The following is an 11,957-nucleotide window of genomic DNA, read 5'->3' as shown; positions in this document are numbered from 1 at the left end:
GGTGTGGATCAGGCGGCCCGTGTTGAGAAACGGTAACCGGTGCCCCGTACCGTCTGAATCAGGTGATCGTACTTGTCGCCGAGCGCCTTGCGCAAGCGCCGTATGTGCACGTCAACGGTGCGTTCCTCAACATACACATTGCCGCCCCAGACCTGGTCCAGTAATTGGGAGCGGGTGTAAACCCTTTCCTGGTGAGTCATGAAAAACTGCAACAGCCGGTATTCGGTTGGTCCCATGGTCAGTGCGCCCTCGGGGGAAGTGACCCGATGGCCGACCGGGTCCAGGGTCAGGCCCTCCACTTCAATAGGGCTGTCGACGCCGGCCGGCGTTGCGCGGCGAAGTACGGCCTTCAGACGTGCCACCAGTTCCCTTGGGCTGAAAGGCTTGGTGATGTAATCGTCGGCACCCACTTCAAGGCCCTGGATCTTGTTGTCTTCCTCAACCTTGGCGGTCAGCATAATGATCGGAATGTCCGCCGTGGCCTCTTCTTTTTTCAGCCTTCGAGCCAGCTCAACGCCACTGGTGCCAGGCAGCATCCAGTCCAGCAGAATCAGGTCGGGCTGTTTATCAACGATCAGGGCATGCGCTTCGCGGGCATCCGCTGCCTCTAGGTAGTCATAATCCGCCATTTCGAGCGCGACCGCGATCATCTCGCGGATAGGTGCTTCGTCATCGACGATCAGGACAGTTTTTCCAGTCATGAGCATTAACCTGTGTCAGACCCCGGGAGCAAAATGGCTCCCCAGTAATGTTGCTGGGTCATTACAACGCGTCTTTGTTACAAGTATATGACATGGCTGGATGGTCAGAGCATCAAATCCAGGGCCAGGCCGGCGAACACCGCAAAGCCGGCCCAGTTGTTGTTGAGAAAGGCCCTGAAGCAGCCGTCCCGGGAGCGTTCCCGTGCCAGGTACTGGTGGTAGACAAACAGGCTGGCCATAGCGGCAACGCCAAGGTAGTAGAAGCTGCCGAGTTCGGCCTGGTTGCCCACCATGATCAGGATGACAATCACCATTGCCTGCAAGGCGCCGATAATGGCCCGGTCGGCCTCACCAAACAGGATGGCGGTCGATTTGATGCCTACTTTGACGTCATCATCCCGGTCAACCATGGCGTAGAGGGTGTCGTAGGCGACGGTCCAGAGCACGTTGGCGGTGAACAGCAGCCAGGTGAGCTGACTCAGCTCGTTGGCTTCTGCGGCCCAGGCCATGGGGATGGCCCAGGAGAAAGCGGCGCCCAGGAACAGCTGGGGCAGGTGGGTATAGCGTTTCATGAACGGGTAGATGAATGCCAGCAGGGCTCCACCGAACGACAGGTACAGGGTCAGCGAGTTGGTAAACAGCACGACCATCAGGAACGACACCAGGCACAGGCTGGCAAACAGGGCGACGGCTTCCCAGGCCCGGATGCGACCGGTAGTCAGGGGGCGGTCTTTGGTGCGTTTGACATGGCGGTCCCAGTCCCGGTCAGCGAAGTCGTTAATGGCACAGCCTGCCGCCCGCATGAAGAACACGCCCAGGGTGAAGATCACAATGTTGGCCAGGGACGGCATTCCGCTCGCGGCAAGCCAGAGCGCCCACCAGGTGGGCCAGAGTAACAGCAGGCTGCCAATAGGTCGGTCGATTCGCAGCAGCTTCGCGTAGTCGGCCAGACGGCTCTGGACGTGTTCTGGCAGGGCGTTCTGCAGCATGGCAAGGATCTTCCATCGGTCGGGTGCGTGGGCAGTGGCTGATTATAGCCAGCCTGGCGGCGCCGGTTAAACCCGCGTTTACCGTTGGTAGAGTGTTGGCAGCAGGTACTCGCCCACCATCAGGGCCTCGTTGCCTCGGTGAAACAGGGAGCGCCGGGCCAATTGTGGTTGCTGGTCATCGGTGTTCTGGCATAGTCCGGTTTCCAGTGGGCCGCGCAGCCATTCAGGACGGCTGAAGAGATAGGCACCAAGAGGCTTGTTGCCAAGGTTGCGAAGGCGTCGGCCGTTGCCTTCGAGGCAGGCCAGGGGAATGACGGTGCGGGCAAGAACCCAGGGTTGGCTATCGCCGCACAGGCGTACTTCCCTGATCCAGGCCCGCTGCCGGGGCGCGAGGCCGAGGCGCCGTGCTTCCTCAAGTGTTGGCACGGCGAAGCCCTCGTTGCAGACTTCCACGTGAAAGCGGTAACGGCACTGTTGTTGGAGCGCCCGGGTAAACGAGCCCTCCACCTGGAGCCAGTGCCGGGCCGGGCCGTGCACCGCCGGATTGTGAAGCCCGGCGGCAGCAAGAGAACGGTACCAGCGCGTGGGGGGAATGATCGGCCCGTTGCGGTGGTCAGAGTCCTTTGACGGCATAGATTCCGGGCGCGTTGCGCCAGTATCCCTTGTAGTCCATGCCATAACCGAACAGGAATCGGTCTTCGACATACAGGCCGGTGAAGTCTGCTTTCAGGCCAGGGCGGGCCTTGCGATCGTGCTCCTTGTCGACCAGAACTGCGGTCAGGACTTCTTGGGCACCATGAGCCAGGCAATAATCCGCAATGGCGCAGAGGGTCGTACCCTCGTCGAGGATATCGTCGACAATCAATACCGTGCGGCCTTTCATGTCGGCCTCAGGCTGGAGCTTCCATTCCAGGATGCCGCCAGTGGTTTCCTGGCGGTAGCGGGTTGCGTGCAGGTACTCCGCCTGGACCGGGAACAGAAGCCTGGGCAGCAGTTGCCCGGTCAGTATAAGACCGCCGTTCATCACACAGAACAGCAGTGGGTTGCTGTCTTTAAGGCGCTCGGTAATGGCAGTGGCCATTGTGTCGATGGCGGCACTCACCTGCTGCTCATTCACCAGGCAGTCGGCTTCGGCCATGACCTGGTTCATGTCGGCGACGGTATCGGTCATAACGGTCGGATCCTGTCGTAAAACCGGCGATTATACCGAAGTGGGGCCATTGAAGGGAGGGGGTGGCGCCCGGTAGCTATCTGTAGTTACTGCTATTGGCACAAATATACCGGGATGAGCGTCCGTGCTGGCATTGGTCATCGGCAATGGTACGAGTATTATGGCCCTTTGCGGTTGTCTGGCCTGTCCGGACAAATCTTTAAAGTGATGCTTGATTGCTGCATTGTCAGACAATAATATTCCGCCAACATTGATGGGAGAAATAGCATGAAGAAGTGGCAGTGTGTGGTTTGTGGCCTGATCTACGATGAGGCCGAGGGTTGGCCGGAAGATGGAATCGAGCCGGGTACAAAATGGGAAGACGTGCCCGAGGATTGGGTTTGCCCGGATTGCGGCGTTGGCAAAGAAGACTTCGAGATGATCGAAATCGGCTGATAAACGGAGCAGATGAATGACCAACCAGGCACCGATTGTGATTGTAGGCACCGGGTTGTCGGGCTACTCGCTGGTACGCGAATTCCGCAAGCTGGACAAAGACACCCCGATCGTTATGGTCACCGCCGATGATGGCGTCAGCTATTCCAAGCCGATGCTGTCTACCGGGTTCACCAAAGATAAAGACGCCCAGGGGCTGGCCCAGGCCGATACCGAAGCCATGGCTGAGCAGCTTGGGGTGGAAGTACGCACCTACACCACGGTGACCGGCATAGACACCGGCAAACACGAGTTGATCCTGGGTGATGAGCGGCTAGGTTACAGCAAGCTGGTGCTGGCCTGGGGGGCTGACGTGATCCGCCTTGGTCTGGCTGGTAATGGCCTGGACCGTGTGTACTCCATTAACGACCTGCTGGACTACCGGGCATTCCGCAAAGCGCTGGAAGGCGGTAAGCGGGTAGCGATCATGGGGGCCGGGCTGATTGGTTGTGAGTTTGCCAACGATCTTCGCAATGGTGGTTATGAGGTCGACGTGATTGCACCGGACGCCACGGTGATGCCCAGCCTGTTGCCGGAGCCCGCCGCTGAGGCTGTTCGCCATGAGCTGACGGAGCTTGGGGTTCGTTTCCACCTGGGAACCGTTGTCGAGCGGGTTGATGAGGACGGAGACGGCGTCCGGCTGACGCTGGGTAACGATGAAACACTTCAGGCTGACCTGGTGATTTCAGCGGTTGGTTTGCGGCCGCGAACCGAGCTGGCGAAAGCCGCGGGGCTGGACACCGGGCGGGGCATACAGGTGAACCGTGCGCTGGAAACCTCGGCAGAGGATGTCTATGCCCTGGGTGACTGCGCTGAAGTGGACGGCCAGGTGCTGCTGTATGTACTGCCGTTGATGGCCTGCGCCCGTGCTCTGGCGAAAACCCTTACGGGCGAACGCACCGAGGTCCGCTATGGCACCATGCCAATCATGGTCAAGACACCTTGCTGCCCGACAGCCGTGTGCCCGCCACCGATCGGCGCCGAAGGGAACTGGCAGATTGAACAGGAAGCATCAGACGTGAAAGCGTTGTTCAAGTCGCCTGCCGGTGAAACACTCGGTTTTGCGGTGACCGGACGGTTTGCCGTTGAAAAACAGGCGCTGGCGCGGGAAGTGCCGCCTCTTCACCAGGATTGACCAGCCTGCCATCGGGGCCATCCGGCCCCGATATTCTTCCTTGCCTTGTTGTTGTCGTTGCGAAATTTTGCTGTCTGGGGTAGAAAACCCGTTCGTGAGCTAACAAAACACAGGAGCAGGCATGCTAGAGGTAACCCGTAAGCTGGTGGAGCTGTTGGACTTGTCCCCCATCGGTGATGATCATTTTCAGGGTGAAAGCGAAGACCTGGGATTCCCCCATGTGTTTGGTGGTCAGGTGCTGGGGCAGGCCCTGATGGCAGCCAGTCGCACCGTCGAGGACCGGCTGTGCCATTCGTTGCATGCCTATTTTCTGCGCCCGGGCAACCACAGCATGCCGATTGATTATGAGGTGCAGAGGGTGCGTGATGGCGGCACCTTCTCGGTGCGTCGTGTGATTGCCCGCCAGGATGGCAAGGAAATTCTGACCGGCTCCATGTCGTTCCAGGTGACCGAACCGGGGCTGGATCACCAGTTGGAGATGCCTGAGGCACCAGAACCTGAGTCACTGCGTTCCGAGCAGGACTGGGGCAAGATGATCGCAGAAAAGTTACCGGAAAAACTGCGGGATGTGATGACCAAGGATCGTCCGATTGAAATCCGCCCGGTCAATCCAATGAATCCGTGCAAGCCAGAGAAACGCCCGCCCCATCGGCAGAACTGGTTCCGGGCGGCTGGGCCCCTTCCGGACGATCCGGTGTTGCACCGGTGCCTGTTGACCTACGCCTCCGATTTCACCTTTCTCGGTACGTCGCTGAACCCCCATGGCCGAACGTTTATGAGCAAGGGGATGCAGGTGGCCAGCCTGGACCACGCTATCTGGTTCCACCGGGATTTTCGCATGGACGACTGGCTGCTGTATGACAAGGACAGCCCCAGCGCGTCCGGTGCGCGGGGGTTTAATCGGGGCAACTTCTTTACCCGGGACGGCGTGCTGGTGGCGTCAACGACTCAGGAAGCGCTGATTCGCGAGCGCCTGGGCTGACCAGACATCCAGTCAATCATCCCGTCAAAGGGCAGCGGCCTGGTCAGAATGTACCCCTGAATCAGGTCGCAGCCCATGTCTTCCAGCAGGCGCAGCGTTTCGTCATCCTCAACCCCCTCCGCAACCACCGTGTAGCCCAGGCTGTGACACATATCGATGGTGGTCCGCACGATCACCCGGTCTTCCTCCCGATGCGACAGTTCGGTAATCAGTGACCGGTCGATTTTGATCTCACTGGCCGGCAGCTGTTTGATGTACGACAGTGAAGAGTACCCGGAGCCGAAGTCGTCGATGGACAGGGGGATGCCCGCCGCGTTCAGGGCATTGAGTGCTTTCAGAGAGTTCACAGGGTCTTGCATCATCGAGGTTTCCGTTACCTCAAAGGTAATGGCACCCATATGGGAGTGAAAGCTCTGCATCAGGCGCTGAACGAATACCGCGAAATCCGGCTCCCGGAGGTTGTTGGGCGAGATATTAACCGCTATGCCTGCGTCGAAGCCCAGCTCCAGCAACCGGCTGTGCATGTGCAGGGCTTCCTGCAGTACCCAGCGGGTCAGGGGTTTGATCAGTCCGCTTTGCTCCGCCAGGGCAATGAGCTCGTCCGGTGCGACCGGTTGTTCGCGGTCTGGCCAGCGGATCAGGGCTTCATATCCGACGATCTGGCCGGACTTGAGCGACAACTTGGGTTGTAGATACAGCGCCAGCGTGTTGTTGTCGATGGCGTGTCGGAGCTCAGATACCAGAGTCAGTCGTTCTGCACTGTAGGAATCCCGGGACGGCTTATAGTAGGCAATCCCCCGGTCCCGGGCACGGTCAGAGCCTTCGGCAATCACCGCGCGCCGAATAAGAGTGTTGGCGTCTGTGCCGTGTTCGGGATAAATCGCCACCCCGAGTTGCGGCGCTAGTGGCACCTGCATACCCAGGAAATCAACCGGGTAACGGACTTCCTCAATGCTTCGCAGCACCGCCCGGGTGGCAGCTTCGGCTTCGCTGGCATCAACCAGGAAGGCAAAGGTTTGCGGGTCCAGGCTGGCCACGTAAAAGTTTCGGACGTCACTCTGCTCAATGGCAATGGCGCCCGGTACATCCCGAATCACCGCATTGTAATGCTTGGACGCGAGCTCCAGGATGCGATCGCTGTTGCGATGGCCCAGGGTCTTGGTCACCGAGTTCAGGTTGTTGAGGTGAATAATCACCACGCCATAGCGTTTGCGGTCATTCGAGTGGGTGAGCTCACTCAGTTTCATTTCAAAGCTGCTGCGATTGGGGAGGCCTGTCAGTGGGTGGTGCAGGGCCTGGTCCATCAGCCGCAGCTCGGCTGAACGCCGGGCTTCCAGTGCCCTCAACTCGGCTTCCCGGGCCAGAACCTTGTCCTGGCGTTCCCGGTAAATACGTACCGCCAGTGCCAGGCTTAGCAGAATGGCCTCCAGTGCGGAACCTATTTGCATGCCGTAGGCGGTGATGAAGTTGGTGGGGATCAGGCCATACTTGTTGGCTGCGGTAATAGCACTGCCCAGGGTTAGAGCGCCCCAGGCCAGGGTGTAGTAGACCGCCTGGGGATTGCCGCGAACCCATTGGAGCGGTCCCACCACCGTCAACAGCAGGCAGCTGGGAATGGCAAGCGCGACGGTAAGGCGGCTGCCGGTGCTGTAGTCGGTGAAAAAGGTGAGTGCAGCCACCAGTACATTGAACGCAATGGTAAACAGAATAAGCCGGTCCAGCACCGGGCTGGATCGCTTCAGCCTCAGGAACGAGCGTGAGAACAGGAGGGTGAAGACCATAGCAAAGGGCACGGTCAATAGCATGGCCCGGTTCTGTATGGCGGGGAGGTCTGGCCAGAGCACTTGATAGGTGATGCCGTTAAGGCTGCCAACCAGAATCAGGTAACCGAAGGTGGACAACACATAGAGCAGATAGACCGGTTCCCGCAATGCCATAAACACAAACAGGTTGAAGCAGATAACGGTAATCAGAATGCCGTAGTAACCGGCGTGCAGCTGGCTTGCGACAGAGGCTTTCTCGAAATAACTGCGGCTGTTCCAGAGCTTCAGGGGAATCTGCATGGCGCCCTGGGTCTCTACACGTAGCAGGATCTGGTAGGCGCTCTCCGGTTGCAGCTGGAACGGGAACAGGAAGTGAGGGTGCTGAACCGGTCGCTCCCGGAACGGTTTCTGATCGCCGGTGCTGTCATGGCGGACGATATCGCCGTCTTGGATCAGGTAAAAATCAATGTGATCAAGCTGTGGGTAGCTGATTTCCAGCAGGGTGATGAGTTCCGGATTGCTGATCGGAAAGCGAAGCCAGATGTGGTCTCGAATGTAGCCGAAATTGGGCGTTTTTTCCGGCAGCACCTGCCACTCCGCCGAGGCCAGTGCTTGTTCGGGCGTGAGCTGGACACCCGGCGCCAGGCGCAGATACTCCATCTCCGGAATATAGGAAACGCTTGCCGGTTGTGCCTGAAGCGGCAGCGTTACCAACAGAAACAGCAGGGCCAGAAGCTTAGCCGGGTTCATCAGAGTCACAGGTTACCGTTATTGTCGTTATGCTGACGAGTATGGCCTGTCGCCGGAGGCGGCTCAAGCATCACGGTTCGTAGATTTGGTAACTTGTGTAAAAATTGGTCAAATCCCGTTAACCCAGTTTTTTGCCCAGGGCACGGCCTCGGATTCCGGCTCCATGGTTTCCAGGGCATCCACTCTCAGGGAATCGCCTACCTTGCGGGCGCCGGTTTCGTAAAACGCTTCTTCGATCAAATCGCCGGCACCGCAGAAAGTGTCTCCGTAGGAACTGTCGCCCAGGACAATGATACCGAACGGCCGGCCGGGCTGCTGAGGCAGTTGTTCCCTCAGGGCCAGGTAAAAAGGCAGCAGGTTGGCCGGTATCTCGCCTTGCCCGGTGGTGGAGGTGCAAACCAGAAGGGCGTCGTCATTGTTGGTGATGTCATCAAGCTGAGGGTTTTCCAGCACGACCACCTGGTGCCCGTCGGTTTCCAGTTCCTCGCGAATCTTGCGGGCCGTCAGCAGGGCGCCACCATAAACACTGCCCACCAGAACTCGAATTGCTGCCATGTCACCACCTATATTTGTCAGGACTTCGGCCCCCTGGCCAACCGGGGCTGATCATAGCGATGGTGTCCCGCAGGCTCAAGCCCGGGTTTCTGTTGACTCCGTGATGCCCTGGCTTCTTACCCGGGGCGCGATACGGTTCCTGCCCGCATCTTTGGCGTTGTACAACTGGATATCAGCCTGTTTGAGTAATTCATTCACCGAACCCGCCTTGGAAATGGAACAGACTCCGGCACTGATGGTGACTGGCAGTGTCTCGCCCTGATTTTGGAACTGTGTGCTGGCTACCTCTGCCCGAAGCCGCTCGGCCAATGCCAGGGCTTGCAGCAGGCTGGTGTCTGGAAGTAGCAGGAGAAATTCTTCCCCGCCCCAGCGGGCGGCCAGGTCGGATTGTCGCACCACGGTATTGGTAAGGTCGGCGAACTGACGGAGCACCGCGTCGCCAGCGTTGTGGCCATGGTCGTCGTTGATGCGTTTGAACAGGTCCAGATCAATCAGCACCACAGAGAAATGGTGGCCAGCGCGTTTGAAACGGGAGAACTCGGTATCCAGCCGGTTCTGCATTTCCCGACGGTTGGCCAGTCCGGTCAGCTCGTCGGTGCGGGCTGCACGTTCATGGGTTTTGGCCAGCGCCAGGAGCCTGTTCCGGGCCCGCAGGCGCCCCGCTTCCAGTACAAAGCAGAAAATGGATTCAAAGGTCAGGGTGGCAAAGAAGCGAATCTTGAAGTCGGTGGAGTATTCCGCGGTCACCAGGGGTAGCCCCGGAAACTGGAAGACGATGATCGCCAAGAGATAGCAGAACAGCAGAATAGCAGTCCCGCCTTTCAGGCTGGTCAGGTAAAAAAGCAGCGGAGGGAATACATAGAACCACAAAGGCCCGGTGTTGCCCTCGCCGCCTGACGCCAGGAGGTAGGCGAACAGGAGCCCAACGGTGGTCAGCAGGCCGGCCTTCTGAACAACCCGATCCCGCGTCCAGGCGTACCAGATCATGTTGAACGCAACAGGAACAATGAACAGCCAGAGCACCCAGGCATGAACCGGGTGCTCCGCATACCAGGCTTTGGTGCCAATACCCGCCAGAAACACGACGGCCATCACGGACAGGCCATTGAGCAAGCGGGAGATTTGCCGCTCTTCCTGTTCCCGGGAGCTGGCGTGGTCGGCTAGGGTGTCGTGGGTCATGGGCGTTTTTATCGTTTTTTGACGCTCTTTCCGGAAGTATGCGCCAAATTATGTAGCATTTGCAGTCCCTCTTTACGGGAATGTGACGCCTGCCTTGCGTGTCAGTTTTGTTTCAATTTTATGGCAAAAATTTTATAGTTTGCCCCCCGTGGCAAGACTGCCCGATGTCCATTCAGCTCACAAGAGATGACATTGCTTATGGCCCGCTCCAGCAACTTTCTGGATACCCTGCTCACCAGCCCCGCCACGGAACGGTATCGGGTCGGTCTGAGTGTTCTGTTCCTGCTTATCGTCTGGCTTGTGGTTGGCTCCTTTAGCCAGGGCCTGCCCAATAATATGCTGTTGATGGCGGCGGCCGTGATTGGCGGTTACATGGCCATCAACATTGGCGCCAATGATGTTGCCAATAACGTGGGCCCGGCCGTTGGCTCTGGTGCCCTGTCGCTTGGTGCTGCGGTTTTGCTGGCGGCGGTGTTTGAAGCCGGTGGCGCGATCATTGCCGGTGGCGACGTGGTCTCTACCATCAAGGGTGGCATCATTGATCCCACCAGTCTTGATGATCCGCGCGCCTTTGTCTGGCTGATGACCGCTGCTCTGCTCGCAGGCGCCCTGTGGTTGAACCTGGCTACCTGGATGGGCGCGCCGGTATCTACCACCCATTCAATTGTTGGGGGTGTTCTCGGGGCCGGTATTGCCGCTGGCGGCTGGGCCATTGCCGACTGGTCGGTGATGGGCAAGATCGCTGCCAGTTGGGTGATTTCCCCGGTACTGGGTGGCGCCCTGGCGGCCTTGTTCCTGTTTGTGATCAAAAAGACCGTGCTGTACCAGAAGAACCTGGTGTCAGCGGCCCGCACCTTTGTGCCCTGGCTGGTGGCCATCATGGCGTGGGCCTTCGGCACTTATCTGATGATCAAAGGTGTGAGCAAGCTGGTGAAGCTGGACTTCACCCAGTCCGCCTTGATTGGTCTGGCATTGGCGGCAGTGGTGTTTTTCGCCATGAGAACCCTGGTTGGCCGCAAGGCGGCGACCATGGAGAACAGCACCGATGGTGTGAATATGCTGTTCACCTGGCCGCTGATTTTCGCAGCAGCACTCCTGAGCTTTGCCCACGGCGCCAACGACGTGGCCAATGCCATTGGTCCGCTGGCGGCCATTAATGATGCAATCCAGGCCGGTGGCGGTGTGGTCACCTCGGCCAGCATCCCGCTTTGGGTGATGTTGGTCGGTGCTCTGGGTCTTGCGGTGGGCTTGATGCTGTTTGGCCCACGCCTGATCAAGACGGTCGGCAGCGAAATCACCGAGCTGGATAAAACCCGTGCGTTCTGTATTGCCTTGTCTGCAGCACTCACCGTTATCCTTGCTTCCCAGTTGGGGCTGCCGGTCAGCTCCACCCATATTGCCATTGGTGGCGTGTTCGGGGTTGGTTTCCTGCGGGAATACCTCAAATCCAACTATGCCACCCAGTTGCACAAGATCATGGAGCACCATGATCCGGCGGAGCAGGAGCGACTGAAGCCGTTCCTGGATGATTTCCGCAATGCCTCTGTCGAGGAAATGGAGAATCTGCTGAAGCAGGCCAAGAAAAAGAAGGATCAGGTGCCGCTGTCCAAGTCTGAACGCAAGCGCCTGAAGAAGATCTACAAGGAAGAAATGGTCAAGCGCTCGCACCTGTTCCGGATTGCTGCGGCGTGGATCATCACTGTGCCGGCGTCTGCCCTGATGGCGGCGTTCCTGTTCTTCGCCCTGCGTGGTTTGATGATCTGACGGCTTATGCGGGGCTGGTTACCGCCCCGCGGATTGGCCATACTATGGGCATCAGGCCCTGAACGGGCCGCTTTGCTTTAACGCTATCCATAATCGGGGAGTCAGGAATGAGTTCATCTTCCGAGAGCCGTCAGGCCAAGATGATTGAAGAGTTGCGGGTGTTCATCAAGAAGGTGATGAGCGAGCCGACGATTGCGGTCAAATCCATGGATATTGCCCGCAAATACAAGGGGCAGCCCAACTCCGATGAGTTGATCGCCCGCGAGATCAGTGCCAATACCACCATCCGGATTCCGGAGAACTGGAGTGAGGCGGATAAGATGTTTCTGGAGATCCTGCACGAGGTGCTGGATGACGAAGAGGCGCTTTACTGATCAATCCCCGGTGTTGAATGACGAACTCTGAGCAAGGGGATGGGGAGCTTCTCCCAAAACCTTGCGGAGCCATGGATGGCGGAGCAGAGCGTACAGGGACGTATTCACAGCGTGTTTTGG

The 11,957-nt window shown here is 58.5% G+C and carries 12 protein-coding genes; 5 read left to right on the top strand and 7 right to left on the bottom strand.

Annotated features, from left to right (window positions below):
• Positions 1-8: 8 nt before the first annotated feature.
• From phoB to ACNSOI_RS17935, 4 genes are all read right to left on the bottom strand, one after another.
• On the bottom strand, positions 9-701 hold the full coding sequence (phoB, locus tag ACNSOI_RS17950) for a phosphate regulon transcriptional regulator PhoB (protein ID WP_058091532.1): 693 nt from the start codon (positions 699-701) through the stop codon (positions 9-11).
• Between the two features lie 104 nt (positions 702-805).
• Positions 806-1,690 carry a 4-hydroxybenzoate octaprenyltransferase gene (gene ubiA, locus ACNSOI_RS17945; protein WP_420194696.1) on the bottom strand — a complete coding sequence of 295 codons (885 nt, stop codon included), beginning with the start codon at positions 1,688-1,690 and terminating at the stop codon, positions 806-808.
• Positions 1,691-1,768: 78 nt separating this feature from the next.
• Positions 1,769-2,323 carry a chorismate--pyruvate lyase family protein gene (locus tag ACNSOI_RS17940; protein ID WP_420194695.1) on the bottom strand — a complete coding sequence of 185 codons (555 nt, stop codon included), beginning with the start codon at positions 2,321-2,323 and terminating at the stop codon, positions 1,769-1,771.
• Positions 2,304-2,861: a hypoxanthine-guanine phosphoribosyltransferase gene (locus tag ACNSOI_RS17935; protein WP_061330843.1), complete on the bottom strand. Its 558-nt coding sequence runs from the start codon at positions 2,859-2,861 to the stop codon at positions 2,304-2,306. The genes ACNSOI_RS17940 and ACNSOI_RS17935 overlap by 20 nt, the downstream gene beginning before the upstream one ends.
• Before the next feature lie 267 nt (positions 2,862-3,128).
• Here ACNSOI_RS17935 and ACNSOI_RS17930 point away from each other — a divergent pair, with 267 nt between their 5' ends.
• The 3 genes from ACNSOI_RS17930 (at position 3,129) to tesB (ending at position 5,452) form a co-directional block, all read left to right on the top strand.
• Positions 3,129-3,296: a rubredoxin gene (locus ACNSOI_RS17930; protein WP_008173532.1), complete on the top strand. Its 168-nt coding sequence runs from the start codon at positions 3,129-3,131 to the stop codon at positions 3,294-3,296.
• A 16-nt stretch (positions 3,297-3,312) separates the two neighbouring features.
• Positions 3,313-4,470: an NAD(P)/FAD-dependent oxidoreductase gene (locus ACNSOI_RS17925; RefSeq protein WP_420194694.1), complete on the top strand. Its 1,158-nt coding sequence runs from the start codon at positions 3,313-3,315 to the stop codon at positions 4,468-4,470.
• A gap of 121 nt (positions 4,471-4,591) precedes the next feature.
• Positions 4,592-5,452, top strand: a complete 861-nt coding sequence (tesB, locus tag ACNSOI_RS17920; RefSeq protein ID WP_420194693.1) for an acyl-CoA thioesterase II — start codon at positions 4,592-4,594, stop codon at positions 5,450-5,452.
• Here the strand turns inward: tesB and ACNSOI_RS17915 are convergent.
• The 3 genes from ACNSOI_RS17915 to ACNSOI_RS17905 all read right to left on the bottom strand — a co-directional run bounded on the left by ACNSOI_RS17915 (position 5,419) and on the right by ACNSOI_RS17905 (position 9,699).
• Positions 5,419-7,965, bottom strand: a complete 2,547-nt coding sequence (locus ACNSOI_RS17915) for an EAL domain-containing protein (protein WP_420194692.1) — start codon at positions 7,963-7,965, stop codon at positions 5,419-5,421. The genes tesB and ACNSOI_RS17915 overlap by 34 nt on opposite strands.
• A gap of 108 nt (positions 7,966-8,073) precedes the next feature.
• Positions 8,074-8,520 carry a flavodoxin gene (locus tag ACNSOI_RS17910; RefSeq protein ID WP_106693984.1) on the bottom strand — a complete coding sequence of 149 codons (447 nt, stop codon included), beginning with the start codon at positions 8,518-8,520 and terminating at the stop codon, positions 8,074-8,076.
• A 75-nt stretch (positions 8,521-8,595) separates the two neighbouring features.
• On the bottom strand, positions 8,596-9,699 hold the full coding sequence (locus ACNSOI_RS17905) for a GGDEF domain-containing protein (protein WP_420194691.1): 1,104 nt from the start codon (positions 9,697-9,699) through the stop codon (positions 8,596-8,598).
• Positions 9,700-9,897: 198 nt separating this feature from the next.
• Here ACNSOI_RS17905 and ACNSOI_RS17900 point away from each other — a divergent pair, with 198 nt between their 5' ends.
• Positions 9,898-11,463, top strand: a complete 1,566-nt coding sequence (locus tag ACNSOI_RS17900) for an inorganic phosphate transporter (RefSeq protein ID WP_061330838.1) — start codon at positions 9,898-9,900, stop codon at positions 11,461-11,463.
• A gap of 107 nt (positions 11,464-11,570) precedes the next feature.
• The gene (locus tag ACNSOI_RS17895; RefSeq protein ID WP_058091522.1) at positions 11,571-11,837 is read left to right on the top strand and encodes a hypothetical protein; all 267 of its coding nucleotides are present in this window, start codon (positions 11,571-11,573) and stop codon (positions 11,835-11,837) included.
• The last annotated feature ends 120 nt before the right edge of the window (positions 11,838-11,957 follow it).

The organism is Marinobacter sp. GH_1, assembly GCF_048595985.1.
Classification (GTDB): Bacteria; Pseudomonadota; Gammaproteobacteria; order Pseudomonadales; family Oleiphilaceae; genus Marinobacter; species Marinobacter shengliensis.
Note: the sequence above shows the minus strand (reverse complement) of the source record. Positions and strands in the feature narration are given on the sequence as shown.